Origin of the sequence: Novosphingobium sp., from assembly GCF_965229225.1 — a bacterium.
In the GTDB taxonomy this organism is placed as follows: Bacteria; Pseudomonadota; Alphaproteobacteria; order Sphingomonadales; family Sphingomonadaceae; genus Novosphingobium.
Genome location: NZ_OZ245867.1, coordinates 297,058 through 315,284, shown reverse-complemented (window position 1 = coordinate 315,284; position 18,227 = coordinate 297,058). Strand labels below are relative to the sequence as shown.

The 18,227-nt window shown below is 63.9% G+C and carries 11 protein-coding genes; 2 read left to right on the top strand and 9 right to left on the bottom strand.

Annotated elements, in window-relative coordinates:
- Nucleotides 1-5 precede the first annotated feature (5 nt).
- Both ACO06X_RS01185 and ACO06X_RS01180 read left to right on the top strand, forming a co-directional pair.
- A complete protein-coding gene (locus ACO06X_RS01185) occupies nt 6-3,176 on the top strand; it encodes a CHAT domain-containing protein (protein ID WP_421838200.1) in 3,171 nt (1,056 codons plus the stop codon).
- A 62-nt stretch (nt 3,177-3,238) separates the two neighbouring features.
- Nucleotides 3,239-3,925, top strand: a complete 687-nt coding sequence (locus ACO06X_RS01180) for a hypothetical protein (RefSeq protein ID WP_421838199.1) — start codon at nt 3,239-3,241, stop codon at nt 3,923-3,925.
- A 3-nt stretch (nt 3,926-3,928) separates the two neighbouring features.
- Here ACO06X_RS01180 and ACO06X_RS01175 read toward each other — a convergent pair whose 3' ends face one another.
- The 9 genes from ACO06X_RS01175 to tssH form a co-directional block, all read right to left on the bottom strand.
- On the bottom strand, nt 3,929-4,525 hold the full coding sequence (locus tag ACO06X_RS01175; protein WP_421838198.1) for a hypothetical protein: 597 nt from the start codon (nt 4,523-4,525) through the stop codon (nt 3,929-3,931).
- 93 nt (nt 4,526-4,618) lie between these two features.
- Nucleotides 4,619-8,065: a type VI secretion system membrane subunit TssM gene (gene tssM / locus ACO06X_RS01170; RefSeq protein WP_421838197.1), complete on the bottom strand. Its 3,447-nt coding sequence runs from the start codon at nt 8,063-8,065 to the stop codon at nt 4,619-4,621.
- A 13-nt stretch (nt 8,066-8,078) separates the two neighbouring features.
- Nucleotides 8,079-9,494: a type IVB secretion system protein IcmH/DotU gene (icmH, locus tag ACO06X_RS01165; RefSeq protein ID WP_421838196.1), complete on the bottom strand. Its 1,416-nt coding sequence runs from the start codon at nt 9,492-9,494 to the stop codon at nt 8,079-8,081.
- A complete protein-coding gene (gene tssK, locus ACO06X_RS01160) occupies nt 9,491-10,834 on the bottom strand; it encodes a type VI secretion system baseplate subunit TssK (RefSeq protein WP_421838195.1) in 1,344 nt (447 codons plus the stop codon). The genes icmH and tssK overlap by 4 nt, the downstream gene beginning before the upstream one ends.
- A gap of 25 nt (nt 10,835-10,859) precedes the next feature.
- The gene (gene tagH / locus ACO06X_RS01155) at nt 10,860-12,359 is read right to left on the bottom strand and encodes a type VI secretion system-associated FHA domain protein TagH (RefSeq protein WP_421838194.1); all 1,500 of its coding nucleotides are present in this window, start codon (nt 12,357-12,359) and stop codon (nt 10,860-10,862) included.
- A gap of 3 nt (nt 12,360-12,362) precedes the next feature.
- Nucleotides 12,363-12,989, bottom strand: a complete 627-nt coding sequence (locus ACO06X_RS01150; RefSeq protein ID WP_421838193.1) for a DUF6931 family protein — start codon at nt 12,987-12,989, stop codon at nt 12,363-12,365.
- Nucleotides 12,989-14,851, bottom strand: coding sequence for a type VI secretion system Vgr family protein (locus ACO06X_RS01145; RefSeq protein WP_421838192.1), 1,863 nt, complete (start codon nt 14,849-14,851; stop codon nt 12,989-12,991). The genes ACO06X_RS01150 and ACO06X_RS01145 overlap by 1 nt, the downstream gene beginning before the upstream one ends.
- Nucleotides 14,852-14,928: 77 nt before the next feature.
- On the bottom strand, nt 14,929-15,399 hold the full coding sequence (locus ACO06X_RS01140) for an Hcp family type VI secretion system effector (RefSeq protein ID WP_421838191.1): 471 nt from the start codon (nt 15,397-15,399) through the stop codon (nt 14,929-14,931).
- A 60-nt stretch (nt 15,400-15,459) separates the two neighbouring features.
- Nucleotides 15,460-18,105, bottom strand: a complete 2,646-nt coding sequence (gene tssH, locus ACO06X_RS01135; RefSeq protein WP_421838190.1) for a type VI secretion system ATPase TssH — start codon at nt 18,103-18,105, stop codon at nt 15,460-15,462.
- Nucleotides 18,106-18,227 lie beyond the last annotated feature (122 nt).

Below are 18,227 nucleotides of genomic sequence, written 5' to 3'. Positions count from 1 at the left end.
GCACCATGCCGATCCGCATCATGCCCCAGTCGCGCGCCCAGAGTGCCAAGGCTGCGCTTTTCACCGCCAGTGCGCTGGCTTCGCTGATACTTGCCCCCACTACGGTCCACGCGGCCCCTGGACCGGAACGCTTTGCCGTCGGAACCAATGCAAACGGGGACAGCTGTTCCGCAGCACGGAAGTGGGGGAAGGACGCCTCTGGCGTTCAGTACAGCGCCGATCAGCCTTATCTGATCACCTGCCGGGATATCGCAGCGGCCGATATTCAGGGTTACATCAGCCCGCTGGGCAAACCGGCAGACACCGGTCAATGCGGCGCCGCGCTGTCCGTCTCGCTCACCGGCATCGGGCCGGCAAAGATCCGGCGCTGCTTTGATGCGACGCTTGGGCGCACCGCGATCGATATCCGCTTCACCGCCAAGGATGGGCGGATCTGGCAAGGCGCTTCGCTGGAATCGGCCACCGGCACGATGGAAGCGGTTCTGCGGGTGGTTGCACTCGGCGCGGCCCCGCCGCCGGCCAACCAGTCACAGAAGGCCACCTTCGATCTGGCATCCGTACCCGCCGGCAACACCGCCACAGGCAGCGGCGGGACACAGGCGCTGACCGCCGACGCGGCGCTGGCCGATGGCGTCGTAGCATTGCAGACCGGCCGTCTGCTCGATGCCTCCCGCACGCTGACCGATGCGCTGCGCGCCTTTGCATCGGCCGACATATCGACCCGGATCGACCTGCGGCTCGCGTCCGGCCTTGCCAATTCCAATCTCAGCCAGTTCGAGCTCGCGCAGGGCGATTTCGCCGTGGCCTCCGCCCTCCTGGAACAGGCACCGCCCTCGCCCCGGCGTGACCAGCAGACGCTTCAGGTCAGCATCTACAAGGGGCTCGACCTGATCAACCAGCATGCCTGGTCCGATGCGATCGCGGCGCTCACGCAGAACAAGAAGACCGATGGCACGCTGGATGATCCGATCACGCTCAGCCGCCTGAACGATGAGTCGGCCCGCTCGGGTGACAACCTGCAGTCCGAACTCAGCGATCAGAACCAGCTGACGCGGTCGCTGCTCGAGGCCCAGCGCTTCAATGCGCTGAGCACGGCCTACCTCGGTTCAAACCGGATCGATGAGGCTGATCAGGCGCTCAAGATCGCGGTCAAGGCCGCACAGATTGTGGTGGCGCGCTATGCGCCCGACAATATCGTCTGGCTGCGGACCATGGTCGAGCGCCAGCGCGCCCGCATCCTGATGCGCCGCGGCGGACCCGGTGCGGCCAGCCAGGCGCTTGTCCATCTCAACTGCGCGGTGAACGCCCTCAGCGGCAGTGCGACTGGAGGCGGGTGCCTGTTCCCGGATGCGAAGCCGGTCAGCGACACCTTCCAGAACGCGCCGCTGCTCGCCGATACCCGGCTGGAACGCGCCAGCATCGCCTCGCGGGATCCGTCCATCAGCCCGCAGCAAGTGCTTGCCAACTACCGCGCGGCCGTTGAGTCTCTGCCGCAGCTGACCGGCACAGGCTATGTCTCGCTCGCGGCACTGGAGCGGTACTTCGTGCTGCTGACCAAGGCGGACGCCTCGCCCACGCGGGATGAGGAATTCTTCAGTGCCATGCAGATGGTCGGTGAACCCGCCATCGCGCGCGAATACACGCAGCTGCAGAAGGTCATTTCCGCCGACGACAAGATCGCCGGGCTCCTGCGCAAGAGTGCCTTGCTCAATCGTCAGCTGGTTCGTCTCCGGACCGAGATCGCGAACATCGGGGTCACGTCGGGGCCAGAGTTCGATGCGCTCGAAAAAGAGCGGCAGGGCGCTGAAAACGAGCGCGAGAGCATCAACAGTCAGCTGCTTTCGGACAACCGCATCGGTGCTCTTCAGGACGAAGCCGCCACAATCGCCGAAATCCGCGAGGCGCTTGCCCCCGGTGAGGTCTACCTCAAAATCGCGCTGCTCAAGAACGAGATGGCCGGGATCGTCATCGCCAAGGACAAGACCTGGATCTACATGGTCGATGGCGGCGCCGCCAAGACCGAGAAGCTTGCCGATGCCGTGCTGACAAGCGCGCGCGTCGACGAAGCGACCCGGACAATCCGGCCGTTCCAGGTCAGCAAGGCTTCGAAGCTCTTCCAGGCGATCACCGGCCCTGCGGCCAGCGCCGTTGCTGCCGCGCAGCGCATCAACTACAACCCGGCAGGCAAGCTGCGCCAGCTTCCTCTCGCGGTTCTGGTGAGCGATCCAGCCTCGGCCGCAGCCTATGAAGGCCAGCGCGCAAAGGGCGATTACTCGAAGGTGGCTTTCCTTTCGCGCACCACCGAATCCGACATCGCGCTTTCTCCGCGCGCGTTCCTGCGCACGCGCAAGGAAGTGACCCCGTCGAACGCCCCAGGCAAGTTCCTCGGCATCGGCGAGAATGCCATGCCAGAGGCGGCAAGCGGCATGGCGGCGGACAGCAAGATGCCGTTCGATTGCTCGATCACTTACGGCACCTGGGCGCGATATCTCGGCCAGATCACCCCGATCAGCTCGCGCGAGATCGGACTTGCGGCTGCCGCGCTCGGCGCCGACAATCCGCCGGAGATCATCCGCGGTGCTTTCACGGATACGAACCTGCTCAACGGCACTGCCGGAGCGCAGCTCGACCAGTATCAGGTCCTCCATTTTGCCACCCACGGCCTGCCGGAAACGCAAGTGGACCTGCCGCAGTGCCGGCTGCACCTGCCCCCCGCCCTGCTGACGACGCTCGCCGCCCCTGCGGCAAACGGGCAGGTACTCTCGGACGGGATGCTCTCGTTCGACGAAGTGGCAAAGCTCAACCTCAACGCCAACCTTGTCGTGCTCTCCGCGTGCGATACTGGCGCAGGTGCCAGCACGCAAACCGCGCTCAAAGCGGGTGTCGAAAGCTCTTCGCCGGCGCTCGATGGTCTGGTCCGCTCGTTCATCACTGCGCGCGCGCGCGCCGTGCTTGCGACCTTCTGGGCCGTGCCGGTGCTCAAGGAAACCGATGAGCTGATGGCCCGGTTCTACAGCGAAGGCCGCACCGCCGGCATGGCGAAGTCGCTGCGCGTGGCGCAGGTCCAGATGATCGACACGCGCCGCTATTCGCACCCCTATTACTGGGGCGCCTACTTCCTGGTCGGCGATGGCGGGAAGACAATGCTGACGCCGGTGGCGGTGGCGCAAAAGTAATTGCACTGAACCTGACTACCAAGTGACGACGCTGCGCTGCTGCGCGGTATGGAGACGTGAGAATGCCGGAATCGCTTAACCTGACACTCGCGCGGATGGCGCAGGATATCTACGGGTCGACCTCGGCGATGACAGGTGAATGGACGCTGCAAAGGCGCATGGAAGACGGCAACTTTCTCGCCGGGCTTTATGTGCCCACGCAGCGGGGCCGGCCTCCTGTCATCTCGTTCCGCGGTTCTGCAAACTGGCAGGATTGGGTGATCGCTGATGCCGGCGGCATCGGGCTGAGCCTCAATGCTTTTGCGATGAAGCTCAACACGGCGGTCGATTTCACCTCTCGCATGAAGGTGTCGTTTCCGAACTTGTGGTTGACCGGCCATTCGCTGGGCGGTGCGTTCGTGCAGCTGGTTGCGGCCATCTGCGAGGTGCCGGGGATGACCTTCAACGCACCCGGCGTGCTGAACCTGCTCAATCAGATGTCGTCCAATCCGCTGATCAGCGCGATCGGCGGCATCGGGGGCGGCGTCCTGAGTGTGAGCACCCTTGGCTTCACCAACCTTCTCAACATGGCAGCTGCGGCCAGCAACGACGCGGCATTCTCACCCATTCAGAACTTTCGCGGGGAATGGGATCCGGTCAGCCAGGTTGGCCGCCATGTCGGTGCCGAGGTGCAGACAATCCGGGTCGCTTCGATCGCACCGCACCCGCACTCGATGGTGCCGATCATTCGTGCGCTGGAATCGCGCTGACGATCAGATCGTCGCGGTCGTCAGGTATTTCGCCAGGCGCTCCCGTCCAGCGTAAGGCGCGTTCTCTGCTACCGAGACACTCCAGCCCGCTGCCGTGGCGGCGATGCAATCGCCCGAGACAACCGCCGCGATCAGGAAGTCGTGCCGCCCGGTCAGAATGAACTGCGGCCCGCCTCCGCCCATCGGATACTCTTCTTTCGGGTTGTCGCCCTTGTGCTCGATGACCGGGTAGATTTTCACGATCCGCTCGCCGCCCGTGAGGTTGCGCGGGTCCCTGGCCAGGTCCTCCAGCATTCTCGCCACGCTGTTGGAGCCGTATTCCTGCAACATACGTGTATGCACTCTCACCCGTAGCTGGTCTTGCTCGGGATCCTTCAGCGGTGCGCCCTCACGACCGCCCGAGCGCAGCGTCAATCCACCGAACTCGACGTGATTGGCCCGGATCGGCTCGATCAGCAGCCCGATGGCATAGCCAAGTGAGAGGCGCCCCTTCTGGTAGCCCAGTGCTTGCTCGATCAAAGCCGGCGCCCGCGCACCGACCCAATTGAGGCGGCTGATACATCCGCCGCTTGAAATCCGCTGTCCGCGAACCAATGCCACCGCCGCCTCTCCCTCCGATCAGCCCGCGCTGTGCCTGTTCTGGCATTGGTCAGCGCGCGAAAGCTTCACAAGACACAAACATCCCGGCCGCACCTAAAGCGCCGGTTTCGCCCCCGATGGTGCACTGATCGATGGGCAACCGACCTTCACGAATGGATCGACCACAAACGGATTGGCACCCGCCAGCGTGCGGATGCGGAAATCGAAGCGCGCACCGCCCTGGGTCAGACTGCCCTCCCCGATAACCGGCGAGGCACCGGCTTTGATCGCAGCCACCTTCGCCATACGAAAAACGGCCCAAGGGCCGTTCCAGGTCCGCTGGGCGGGGGCTCCTCCCGTTATGGCAAAGATGACGGAAGCCCCCCCGGCGCCGGGCCAGTCGAACGACATCGGCACCGCCATCTTGCCATCGTAGCGCAGGGTCTGGCCATCGATCTGCAAGGTCACGTTGTCCGCGCCGGACAAAGCCACCGGCTCTATCTGATAGGACAAGTGCGGGTTCGTCGGGTCTGCCCCGAAGAACATGTGCGTCACGGTGTCCGCCGCCTGCATCGCACTGACCGTGGAGGCGGTCAGGCCGATCTCGCTGGCATTGGCCTTGGGGCTCCAGTTTGGCGGCGTTCGATCAAGATAGCCGCTGAGCTCGGTGTTGACGAAGTTTGCGAACAGGCCCTGCGGCGCAAAGAACCGCGCGAAATCCGGTACGGCAAGATCGCTCGCCGATCCGGGCATCACCGGGTAGGCGCGCGCCAGCCCATTGGCGCAAGCCTCGCCAAAGCTCCCGCTCATCGCTGCGCCCATCTGCGCAAGCCGGGCTCCGCCCAGCGCCACGTTGGCGTCGCTCGCTACGGCCTTGGCCCAGATCGACGCCGGCGCGGGCATCGAATTGCCCGTCTGGTCAAGCTGCAGGATCGCCGCCTTGGCATCCATGCTCTGCTGCGAGCCCGTCTCCCCGCCGCCACCGGGCAAGACCGCGATCACGTTCAGCTTGTCGGCCAACTGGTTCATCGATTGCAGCCAGGCATCGAGCGGAGCACCGTCACCTTTGCCCACGAACATGCGCAGTTGCAGGAAGGCATCGACCACCGGCTGCCGCCCGCCGGCAGAGCCTGCCGGCATGGCGCCGCTCGCCCCGCTGAGACCCACGGACTGGCCGATCGCATCCGCCAATCTGCCGGATGCCTGCGCGGCAGCCGCGCTCGGGGTCATGTCGGTGACCTTGGCAATGGCGACAAGCAGCGGCTTGATCGGCGAGAGCGGGCCGCCGCCATCACGCAGGCGCTGCACGTTCTCGCCCAGCGAGTTGACCGGCTTGACCTTGATGGATGACATGAAGGACTGCCAGCGATCGAGAAACTCGGCAAAGTAGAGCCGTTCGAGATCGGCCTTCAGCCCGACCAGTTCAGCCGCCGACATCTTGGCGGTGCCGGTATCGCCGACAACCCACTTTTCCTCCTCAAGCAGCGACGCGCCCTTGGCGACGATCGGCACGAAGATCTTGTCGTAGCCACTGCGCGTGAACAGCGAGGGCACGCCGGCTCCGGTCGCGAAACCGCCGCTCATCTCGAAAAACACCTCGGGGCGCGGTCCGGCGTTGTCGCGCGCGGTCCACATCCCCGCACCCTGCTCCATGGCCTTGCTCTTGAGGCGGCCATAGACGCGCACCGCCGCCGGCTGCGCGCGCAACACCGTTCGCGCAGTCTCGACACGGCCAGCATCGATAGTCTGCGGCGCGAAGTTGCCATCGAACATGGCCTTGGTGTGGCGGGCGAGTTCCCCCGCCTGGCTGTCGGCATTGCCGCCCCCGCGCGCGAGCCATGCGGGCTGCACCCAGGCGACAACGTGTTCGCCCATGGCAGGTCCCTGACCGCCGAGGATCAGATAGGACTTGAGATCGTCGTAGAGCGCGCTGGGATTGCTCGTGTCCGCCGTCAGGCGCTGCTCCGCCAGACCGACGAGGATCGGGGTGAGCCGGCGCTTGAGATCGCGGCCATAGATGCCGCCGAGTTCCGCGGAAAGCCGCCCGCCCTGCCCCAGCCCGAGCCCGAAGTCGCTCGCTGCGGCCATGTCGCTCGTCGCGCTGCCCAGTATGCCGAGCGCGGCGACATCCTCGTCCACGCCGCCGCCGCCGTTGGCCCGCACGTTGCCATAAGCTTCGGCGGTAGCGAACACGCGATCGATCAGAGCGAGATTGCGGAAATAGCCCCATGTCCAGATCCCGCAGCACACCACGAGAAGCGCGACAGATGCCGCGACGGCAAAGGTATAATTGCGGGCGGACCGCTTCTCTGCCAGCGGGTTCCGGCCCGCAAGACCCTGTTCGGGGATCAGCAGGTCAGAGAAGAACCGCTTGAGGAAATAACTGCGCCCGGTGCCCACCGCATAAGCCGAATGGGTGGTAGGGGCGCCCACGCTCATCAGGATCCGGTCGACCGGATTGCCGGTCTGCACCGAAGACGCAAAGTACACCCCGCGCACCCGGGCGGCATCGTCAAAGCGGCTTTTCTGGCCAAGCGCATCGAGCAGGCGGGCAATCGGCTCCTGCAGCGAGGCAAGCTGCGAGGGGAAGCTCGCGATCTGGGCCCTGAGGTGCATCTGCGGCTCGTTCTGCATCCGCTCGACCACCTTGGCAGCCACCGAATTGACCAGCCCCTCGAAGCCCTGCATCACCGAGGCGTTGTCCAGCGTTTCGCCGATGGCGGTTGCACCGAACACCTGCTCGGCCTCGCTGTCAGTGCTCGACCGGAAATATTCGCGGAAGCCGGCGAGGAGATCGGCCTTGGTCACCAGCAGGTAGACCGGTAGATTCAGCCCAAGTTCCTTGCCGATTTCAGCGAGGCGCGCGCGGATGTGGCGGGCGTGCTCAGCCATTTTCGCAGGGTCAACGAAATCGGGTGCCGGCACCGCCACGATCACGCCGTTCAACGGCTGGAGCGGACGGTGCTTCTGCAAGAGTTCCAGAAACGACTTCCAACCCGCAGCATCGGCGCTCGCGTCATCGTCCTGCGTGACATACCGCCCTGCGGTGTCGATCAGCACCGCTTCGTCGGTGAACCACCAGTCGCAGTTCGGCGTCTTGGGCTGCCCCCGCAAAGCCCGGTATTCACCCGCGACGGCGGTCGGAAAATCCAGCCCGCAGTTGAGCAAGGCAGTGGTCTTGCCCGCGCCTGATGGACCGATGATCGCATACCAGGGCAACTGATAGGCATAGGCCCCGCGCGTGCCGACCTTTGTCGACTTGAGCATGTCGAGCGCTTCGGAGAGCTTGGCGGCAATCTCGTCGCGATCGGTGGCACCGGGATCGGGCTTGAGCGCCTCCATCATCTCGGCGTTCTTGGCCTTCTCGCCCCTTCGGCCCAGTACCCACAACACGCCCACCACGATCAGCGGAAGCAAGGCAAAGAGCAGTGCCACCGGCCACCAACCGAACGGCCGGAAGCCCGCAATGGAAACCAGCGGACCGACAAAGAAAATCAGCAGGCCGATCGCCAGCGCGCCGACCACGCGCCAGAACCAGCGATTGCGAAACAGCGCTTTCATGACCGCAGTCTCCTTACCGCCAGTTGATATCGTTGCCGACGCGCAGTTCGACGCGGCGATTGCGCGTGCGACCCTCGTCGGTGGCATTGTCACCGATCGGCTGGGTCGATCCGAAACCGGCGATGGACATTCGGGAAGCGTCTGTCAGCCCTGCCCCCTCGATCGCCTGCGCGACGGATCGCGCCCGCGCTTCCGATAGCTCCTGATTGGACGGGAACTGCAACGAATGGATCGCCTGATCGTCGGTATGGCCCTCCACCTTGATCGGGCCCTTGGTCAGGTTCGCAGCCTGCGCAAGGTGATCGAAGGTATCGCTCCACGAACTGGACGCATCCGCCTGCGCTGAACCGAAGAGGCCCTGGTTATGGAGCCGGATCACGATCTCGTTGCCCTCGCGCGTCAGTTCAAGCCGTCCGGCAGCCACATCCGGACGGAGGATATCCTGAAACTTCTCATAGAGCGGCGTTTCGGCCTGTGCGGGCGGCGGCGGTGGCGGCGCGACGGTCGCCTTGCCGACCGCGCGGTCGACAGCCTCGATCGCCGAGGTCGCGCGGCTCGACAAGTGCAGCAGCAGGGCCGCAAAGATCATCAGCCCGAGCACGCCGAGCCCGGCAAGCACAGCCCAGAGCGGGATCACTGCGCTGAATCGGCCGGACGCGACGGTGGCGCCTCGCCACTGGGGTGAAATCTCGCCGGTAGGGGCTGCGCGCTGGCGCTGCACCAGCGCGGCAAGTCCCGCGCGCCGCTGCGTCAGCAGGTTCTGTCCGCGCGGATCAAGTGCGGCACGTCCCTCGAAGCCGAGTGCGAGGCACTGGTACAGCAGTTCGATGAGGCGCGGTTCGCTGCTGGGATCGCGCTCCATCTGTTCGGCAAACTGGAACATGCGGTCACCACCGCGCGCGTCCTTGTGATAGACAACCAGCAAGCTCTGGGTGGACCACTGGCTCGCCCCGCCCCAAGGCGTGGACATCACCGCATCATCGATAAATGCGCACAGGATGTAGTGCGCAAGTTGCACCGACTTGGGCTCCAGTCCCAAGGCACGGGCGCGCTTGATGAAGGCATCCAGCTCCGCGACGGTTGTCCGGCGCAGCGATTCAAGGTCTGGTCCGACGGCCAGGCCCTTGATGTGGTTGGCCAGCAGGATCAGGCGGCCTGCAGCCGCCACGACAGGTTCCGGCCCGTGCAGCACCGGCTCGCCGGGCGCGAATTCGATGCGTCCGCCGCCTTGCTGCGGCATGCCGGTGGGCGGCGACGGTGATGCGGGCGGCGCGCCCCAGCCCTGCGGAGGGGGCGTTGCAGGTGCGCCAGCAGGCGTTACCGGACGGCCGGGCGGTGAGGCCTGCGGCACACCTTGTGCCGGCGGCGTGGCGGAAGGTTGTCCGCCCGGCCGGAAAACGGTTGCGTCGTCGCCGTCTTCACCGCTCATTGCTGTTGTCCTCGGATAGCCCACATTTCGAGCTCAAGCCCCGGGATCTCGCCCGCCACATGCAGCGCGACGGCCCCGGATGTACGTACAGCCTGCCACTGTTCGTGGCGGGTGTTGATGGTGAAATAGACCGTGTTGGCCCGGAACGGGATCTGGCGCGGTTCCGCCGCCATCGGGAACAGGTCTGCCCCCGGAAGGTGGCGATTGACCAGATCGCGGATATGCTCGACCGAACCGATCTTCGTGAGCCGCGGCATGCCTGCGCGCAATTGCTCGGTATCCACACCGGCGCGAACGGCCAGCAGGAACGTGGCGGAGGTGAAGAGCGAACGGTCCTCGATCTGCCCGACCTGAATGCCGAACCCGCGCGGCACGAGCGGAATGGCCCTTGCGATCGGATCGATCACCATGCTCAGCGACCGGCGAAGATCGGCGATCACCGCATCAAAACACACGCGCTGCTGGCGGTGGGCGTAGAGCGGCATGAACTGCGGCCGGTTCGATGTCTGCGTGAAGGTCGAAAGTTCGCCGGCAAGGGCGCACAACATACCGTAGAAATCGGCGGGGTGGATCACCGGCATGGCAGAGAGATGCTTGAGCATCGCCTCGCTCCGATTGGCCACCATCAGCCAGAGGAAATCGGTTATGTCGGCCACGGCCTTGGCGCCGGGCGTGCCCAGACGTCCTGCAATCGCCTCGGCTCGCTGGTGCAGCATGCCTTCCAGCTCGCTCATGAAGCCGCTCAGCACCGGGCTGGCAGAGACAGCCGCGCAGCACGGAATGAAGCCTGCATCGAGCATGATGCTGTCATCCGCGCGGCGTTCGATCACGCGCGCGATCGGCAGGGTCGTATAGCCGTCCAGTCCTTCGGATTCGGTCCGCAGCGAAAGTTGCAGACGCCCGACGTTGATCGGTACCCGCGAACTGCCGCCATAGATTGTATCGACCGCTTCGAACTCTTCGGCGACGAAACGCGTTTCGGTCTGTGCGCTGCGATCCAGCGCGACGTCTGCCACGCCCGCGCGGCTTTCCGGGATGCACAAGTGCACAACCTCGTCGCGCACATCGCGCATGATTTCGAGCGGCATCGGCGCCGCCGCCTGCTCCGGAATGCGAAACGGGGTGCCGTCCTCGAACACGCCCGAGCAGCGGTTGATCACCAGTTTACCGGTCTTGAGCGCCCCTTCGCCGAGTTCGATCTGCAGCACGCCATAGCCATGCGCGACCAGCGGCGCGATCCGCGCTTCCAGTTGTGCGCCCGCGAAACGTTCGTACTGCTGGAAGTGCTGCGGCCGGAGAAACATGCCCTCCGACCACACCGGCTTGTTTTCCCACGTCACGCGATCCTACCCCCTTCGCGGCGTCTCACCGTACAGACTTCGTGAACTTCTCGTAGCCTTCGCGAAAGGCCGAACCCATGACTCCATTCGCGTTCGACGTCGCGTCCTTGCGGAGGTTCTCATAGATCGTGACATAGATCGACCATCGATCTGTGCGCCGCGAAAAAAGACCCTTCTTGTCGCCTTCGGCAGCGGCCACCAGCTTTTCCATTTCGGCCGGCGAAAGCCGGGAGAAGACCGTGGTGAGCGCGTTCTGCACGCCCGCCAGCATGGCCATCTGATGCCGCTTGATATCCTCGAAGGCGGTGCGCAGCGCCTCCTCGCCGTCCATGAAGCCCGGCAGCGGATTGCCCAGCACCACCTTTGCCGCCTCGAACGCCGGCAAGTGCTTGAGCGGGTTGTTGCGGCCGCCACTCATCTGGGTGCGCTCCACCCGGAACTCGTCCTTGAACGTCGCGCGGTCCTGCAGAATGTCGCACAGCGCGAGCAGCACCTGCCGGTAGAACACCCCGAGGCGGAACATCGCATCCGGTGGCAGCTTGAGCTCTTCCGGGCTGAACCCGGCCCCTTCGTAGAAGGCTGCCCAGTTTGCAGAACCGCTTGGACCGGCAGGTGCAGTTGGCGGCGGCGGTGAAACAGCAGGGGGGAGAGGCGCAGCGATCGGAGCAAAAGGCGCGTCGGGCTGCGATTCCTCGCCCAGCGGCGGAAGCACGCCGAACGGCGCATCAAGGCCCGCGAAGGGGTTCGAGATACCCGGCTCGATGGGGGGAAGAGGAGGCGGCGGCGGGCTGCGCCCTTGCGGAGCAAACGCAAAATCCGGGATGGGCAAGCCATCCCCGACACCGTTGCCCGGATTGGCCCAGTCATCGGGGATCGCCAGGCTGCTGGAAAACGGATCGACTTCGGCCATGATCGGCCGCGCCTCGTAGGCCTGACCGAATGGCTCACCAAAGCCGAAGTTGCCCATCGGGGGAAGCGGATCCGGCGGCGGCGGTGCGGCGGGACTGACGCCCAGTCCGCCCGGCCCCGCGAGAAAATCATGCACCTCGCTGCCGAAGTTCAAGCCGCCATCGCCAAACTTGCTGCCGCCCATGTCTCCCAGAAACGGATTGGCCTCACCAGCGCCCCAGATGTCGTCCCCTGCGGTGCTGGTCTGCGGCAACGGCGCCATGGGCGGCGGCGTCATGGACATCGTCCGCGCTGCCTCGGGCGTGCTCACGGCGATGACGAAGTCATTGATGATGAGCCGGTCACCAGGGCGGATCGCCACGGGTTGGGCCGGCAGGATCCGCTGCCCCGGCGTGTTGAGCGCAACGCCGTTCTTGCTGGTATCCGTGACGAACAGGTCGATCCCCAGCGCCGCGATCACGCAGTGCTCGCGCGAGACGAAACCCTGCTCGTCGGGCAGCACAAGATCGGCCGATTTCTTGCTCCGCCCCACGATGAGCTGCCCCGCATCGAGCTGGCGTTTGTCGAGGTAGCTGCCTGGCGGATCATTCAGGCGCGATACGATCAAAGTCCACATGGCTTATCGCCCTGGAGGCGGCAATTGAGCCACGCGATCACGCAAGGCCGCCTGAGCATCTGCCCCGTTGCCACCGGCCAGCAATGCCATGCCCAGCGGCAGGAAATCGGCAAACCCGATGCGGCCTTGCAGGGCCGGGTCCGTTGCCAGCAACTTGAGGGCGATGCGCGTCGCCACCCCGGCAAGGTGAGGAGCAGGTGGCACTGCCTGCAATCCGCGCGGAGCGATCGACCGGCCCGACCAGAACGCCGCCGTCGCCACCCATGATGGCGCAAAATCGCGGTTGGTGGCTTCTGCAGCCTCCCCCGCAGCTTCCGCATCGGCGGCATTGCCTGATTGCACCCAGCGCTCGGCTGCAACCAGCGCGGCCAGATCTGCCCGACGGGCATCAAGATTAGGCAGGATTCTTGCCGCCATGCAGCCCCACCATACCGCATGCCGGTGCGGCAGGATCAAAACGAGCGAATGGATCGCATCCCGCGCATTGCCACTATCGATGAGGGCTTGCACCAGCTGCTCGGGGTGGCCGATCTCGGCGAGCAAGGCGCGTCCTTCGGGCTCCAGGTCTGCCTTGGCCTCAAGTTCGGCTCGCTGAAAGCGCAGCGGAATTGAGATGGGGGAACTGGACATCAGTTGATCATCACCATGCCGCCCTTGACGGTCAGAATGCCATCGGCCTTGACCTCGCCCAAGGGCCCGGAAATCGAGAATTGCGCCCCGCCTTGCATCTCCACCTTGGTCTCGGCCTTGATCGTGATTTTCAGCGCCTTGATCTCGATCCCGTCCGGTTTGAGCGTGATGGTCGAACCTCCGACTTTAAGCTGGATCTCGGCCTTTGATTCAAGAAGGTTTTTCTGCTGAACTGTGATGGTTCGCGTCTGGTCGACGTCCACCGTCTCCTTGCCCTTCACCTTGCGCACGCGATCACGTTGCACTTCCAGGGTCTGGTCGCGCTTAACCGTGCCCCAATCATCCTGATCGATCTCACGGCGATAATCACGCCCGGTGTAGAGCTTGATTTCCTCCGAGCCGCTCTTGTCCTCGAAATAGAGCTCCTGCTTGATCCCGCCATTCTTCTCGGTAACAGACCGCCAGCCCGACTGTGTCACCTTGCTGGCCGGATCGAACGGATAGGCCTGCGATGGAGTATACATGCAGCCGGTGATGATCGGCAGGTCAGGATTGCCATAGAGAAAATCGACAATCACGCGCGCGCCGATGCGCGGAAAGAACTGTGCGCCATGCGTGGAATGCGACCATTGTTGCTGCACCGGCAGCCAAACCACCGCGTCGAACTTGCCATCATTCCTTGAATTGGAAATCGCGACCGGCACGCGCCATTCCTTGTCTACCTTGATCTCGCCCGCCGTGGCGCCATCAAATGCAACAACCCCTAGAAGCGGCCCGGGTGCCAGCCGCTGCGGCACATTCACCGGAGGGCGATATCGCTGCGAGGATGCGATCGCGCTGAACCGGTTGCGATATGTGGCGTGCTGGTCGTCGCCGAACATCCATGGATCGCGCGCCGAATGAACCACTGTGGTAAATACCACCCAATTTGATGCCAGCAGATCGTCCGCTCCCTTGAGTTCGGCCCGGCCGCCGGCCGTTATGCCGTGCTCGAAAGAACTTCCCTCGATAAAGTTCGCAGCTTGGTCGTGATGTTCGTCGGTTGCCCCTGCGAGGCTCGAATTACCCTGCCCACTCAGCGCCTCGAAGCCGATCGTCTCGTGCTCGTGGGTGTAGACCGCGCCCCACTGAAGGCTGGTGGTCGACTGCGATGCAAACGGGGTATCCAGCTTGTTCACATTGAACGACACATGCTTTGACTTGCTGGGCAAAGCCGCAAAACAGCTCTCCAGAACGTCGACATGACCGATGGGACTGTTGCTGACGAATTCCAGCGGACTGCCGTCGATTTCGAGGTAATCGGCCGTTTTGTTGGTCACGATCATCTTGTGGCGGAACGGCCCCGAGTTGCGATCGTATGCGAAGAAATACATGATGCCGTCCTGCGCGAGCAGCCGCGCAAGGAAATCGATCTCGCTTTCGTCGTAGCGCACGGCATAGCCGCGCTTGGGCGGCGCAGGCTGCAACGAGACGGTCTTCACCAGACCGGTCACATCGGTGCACATCGACTCGAAAATGTCTTTGCTGCTCTTGTCCTGAATGAACTGCGTGGCCTTGGCGTATGACAAGGCGTGGTACGCGGGCCGGACCGAGACGAAGATGCGCCCGACGTCGCCATCGACAACGTGCCGGGCTGCATAGATGCGCCCGGCAAAAACCCGCGCATTGCCCATGCCCGGGTCGATATCAAACTCGGCGAGTTTGCCAATCCATTGCGAAAGGTTCGGCGTGGCATTCGTGACGAGTTCGAGCCGATAATCGAACGGCTGCGAGATTTCCTCACGCCCCTCGAAGCCCAGAAGCGAGTAATCGCTGATCGTCGCATCAGCAAGGACGCGAAGATTGAGAAGGTGTTTACCCATCGCTGGCCTGCGGCAGAATACCGGTCCCGTTCAACAAGCGGCCCCGACCAGGAACCGCCTGTATGAACGGAGCCAGATCAGCCGACCGAGTTCTCGGCAAGGTTGTACACCAGGTGGGTCGGGCTGCCAGTCTGCTTTGCATCGCGGTCGGTGTAGCACCAGTCGAACTTCGTGAAGTTGAGCGACAGGCTTTCCGAAGGCACATCGCCACCGCTCGAAACCGAGAAGCCCGAGATGATCACGTCTTCCAGTTCCACCGTCAGATAGGCAACCGACTCGCCCTTGCTCGCCGCAGTGAACGAGACCGTTCCCTTGCCCACCGGCTCGCCCTTGAGGAGAGCCTTGAACAGGCCTTCCGAGGACTTGTCGAGGACCTTGGATGCCGTGATTTCCGAGACGCTCGGTTCGCTCGAGGTGCGATTGCCACCGCGTGGGCTGCCAACGCCAACGCCGGCGCCCCACTGAAAGCTCGACAGTTCGATCTGGTCCTTGAACGCCTTGTCGGTAGCACCACCCTTGATGCTGTCAAACTTGAGATAAATAGCCATGATTAGCCTCCTTCCGATTGACTTCCTGTTCGGGTGTAATCCCCGATGACACTACTACTATCACGTAATCTTGAATGCGTAATCCAAACCTTCACCTTCAGTAACTTCAACTTTGCTGACATCCTTACCTTCGGCGCGGAGCTCCAGCAATTGTCCGGCGAGGTCTGCAAGCAACCCGCGCTTGAGGATGTTCTCGATGTTGCGAGCACCGCTTTCAACTTCGGTGCAGCGCGCGACGAGACGGTCGAGAAGTGCATCATCCCACGTGAATTCAGCACCATAACTCGAGGTAACCCGGCGCCGGATCCGATTGAGATTGATGACCACGATCTCCCGCAGGATTTCCGGTTCGAGTGGGAAGAACGGCACAGTGACCACGCGGCCGAGGAACGCGGGCTTGAAATACTCGAGCAGCGATGGGCGCAGTTCCTGCGCCAGTTCCTCGGGCCCCGGCACCTCGTCCTTGCCCTTGGCACGGCACAGATCCTCGATCGTGTCGGTGCCCGCGTTCGAGGTCATGATGATCAGGGTGTTCTTGAAATCGATATCGCGGCCCTGACCGTCCTTCATCATGCCCTTGTCGAACACCTGGTAGAACACATCCTGCACACCGGGATGCGCCTTTTCCATCTCGTCGAGCAGGATCACCGAGTAGGGCTTGCGCCGCACCGCCTCGGTCAGCACCCCGCCTTCGCCATACCCTACGTACCCCGGGGCCGCACCGACGAGCGTGGAGACCTTATGCTCCTCCTTGAACTCGCTCATGTTGATCACGGTGACATTCTGCTCGCCGCCATAAAGCAGTTCGGCAAGCGCCAACGCGGTCTCGGTCTTGCCGACACCGGATGTGCCGCAGAACAGGAAAATGCCCAGCGGCTTGCGCGGATCGGCGAGGCCCGCACGCGCCGTTTTCACGGTCTGCGCGATCATGTCGAGCGCATAGGGCTGCCCCTTGATACGCTCCCCCAACTTCTCGGCAACGCTGAGCACCGAGCGGATCTCGTCGTTGACCATGCGGCCGACGGGGATCCCGGTCCAGCCTGCCAGCACCTCTGCCACGGCATTGTAATCCACAACGTCATGGATCATCGGCGTTTCGCCCTGAAGTTCTGCCAGCTTCGCCTGCGCCTCTCGCAGCGCTGCAATCGCGGCCTCTGCCTCGGGCGTGCCATCGACGGCATCCGCCGCAACCGCGCGCGCCGCCGCTACGGCCTTCACCGCTTCAAGCTCGGCCTGCCAGGCCTCCGTCCGCTCGGCCTTGTCGGCCTCGATCTTCTCGCGCTCGGCGGATTTCTCCGCAAGCTTGGCTGTGACGTCAGCGCCCGCCTTTCCTTCACGCTCCAGCATCCGCACTTCGGAATCAAGCAAACCCAGCTGCCGTTCCAGGTCCTCCACGGCGGCCGGCGTGGCGACCTGGCTGATGCCGACACGGGCACACGCCGTATCAAGCAGCGAGATCGCCTTGTCCGGCAGTTGCCGCCCGCTGATGTAGCGGTGCGAGAGGCCTGACGCTGCCTCCAGCGCCTCACCCAGAATGGCAACGCCGTGGTGCTTCTCCAGCACGGGAACCAGCCCGCGCAACATGGCGACAGCCAGCGCCTCGCTCGGCTCCTCGACTTTCACCACCTGGAAACGGCGGGTGAGCGCAGGATCCTTCTCGAAATACTTCTTGTATTCCGCCCAGGTCGTCGCCGCAATCGTGCGCATTTCACCGCGTGCCAGCGCGGGCTTGAGCAGGTTGGCAGCATCGTTCTGCCCTTCAGCCCCACCAGCGCCGATCAGCGTGTGCGCCTCGTCGATGAACATGATGATCGGGATCGGGCTCTTCTTGACCTCCTCGATCACCGATTTCAGCCGGTTCTCGAACTCGCCCTTGATCCCTGCACCTGCTTGCAGCAGGCCAAGATCGAGCGAGAGCAGACGAATGTTGCGCAGGTTCTCGGGCACGTCACCCTGAATGATGCGCAGCGCAAAGCCCTCCACCACGGCGGTCTTGCCGACACCGGCCTCACCCGTGAGGATCGGATTGTTCTGCCGCCGCCGAGTGAGAATATCGATGATCTGGCGAATTTCGGGATCGCGCCCGAAGATCGGATCGATCTTCCCGTCGGCCGCCTGCTGTGTGAGGTCGATGCAGAATTTCGCCAACGCCTCACCGCCGGGTGCCCCCGCCTGAACCGGCGAAGCCGACTTGCCGCTGCCCGTGGCCGGTGCCGCCGTCGCCGCGACAGCCTCTTCCGAGCTCGCGGTAATCGCGGCAAAGGCCGCGCGAAGGGTTTCCGCCGGGATTTTGGCGAAGTGCGAGCTGGCGTCGCGCGCGATGCTCGACAGGTCGGTGGTCGTCAACAGTGCGAGCAGCAGATGGCCCGAACGGATCTGCCCGGCGCCATACTCGAGCGAACAGACCAACCACGCCTCGCGGATCAGCTTGACGAGGTTCGGCGCGATCGCCGGCGAGCGGCCATTGCCCGACTTGAACCCGTCGATCTGCCGGTTGATGTCCTGCGCAAGCCGACCGATATCCACATCGAAGTGGCTGGCGATCACCGCCACGTCAGAGGTTTGCCGCTCCAGCAGCCGGTTGAGCCAATGCTCGATCTCGATGTCGTAATTCGTCCGTGACAGCGCGAGGCCAGCAGCAGCCTCCAGCGCCTGCCGACAGGTATCATCCAGCTTCCCGATCAGACTCTTGAGATTCAACTCCACGTTTCTGCCCCTCCCTCACCACGCCCGCATCGAATCGCTCGATGGTTCCTGGTGTCTTTTCGGCCCGAACCGCTGGAGAGCCCGGATTTACCGGATTGGCTGTTCCTGTTCGTGTCTCTCGG

Coding starts and splice junctions, on each gene's coding strand:
- ACO06X_RS01140 (WP_421838191.1), bottom strand. CDS start 15,399: ATGGCTATTTATCTCAAGTTTGACAGCATCAAGGGTGGTGCTACCGAC.
- tssM (WP_421838197.1), bottom strand. CDS start 8,065: ATGAAAGCGCTGTTTCGCAATCGCTGGTTCTGGCGCGTGGTCGGCGCG.
- ACO06X_RS01150 (WP_421838193.1), bottom strand. CDS start 12,989: ATGTCCAGTTCCCCCATCTCAATTCCGCTGCGCTTTCAGCGAGCCGAA.
- ACO06X_RS01185 (WP_421838200.1), top strand. CDS start 6: ATGCCGATCCGCATCATGCCCCAGTCGCGCGCCCAGAGTGCCAAGGCT.
- tagH (WP_421838194.1), bottom strand. CDS start 12,359: ATGTGGACTTTGATCGTATCGCGCCTGAATGATCCGCCAGGCAGCTAC.
- ACO06X_RS01180 (WP_421838199.1), top strand. CDS start 3,239: ATGCCGGAATCGCTTAACCTGACACTCGCGCGGATGGCGCAGGATATC.
- icmH (WP_421838196.1), bottom strand. CDS start 9,494: ATGAGCGGTGAAGACGGCGACGACGCAACCGTTTTCCGGCCGGGCGGA.
- ACO06X_RS01145 (WP_421838192.1), bottom strand. CDS start 14,851: ATGGGTAAACACCTTCTCAATCTTCGCGTCCTTGCTGATGCGACGATC.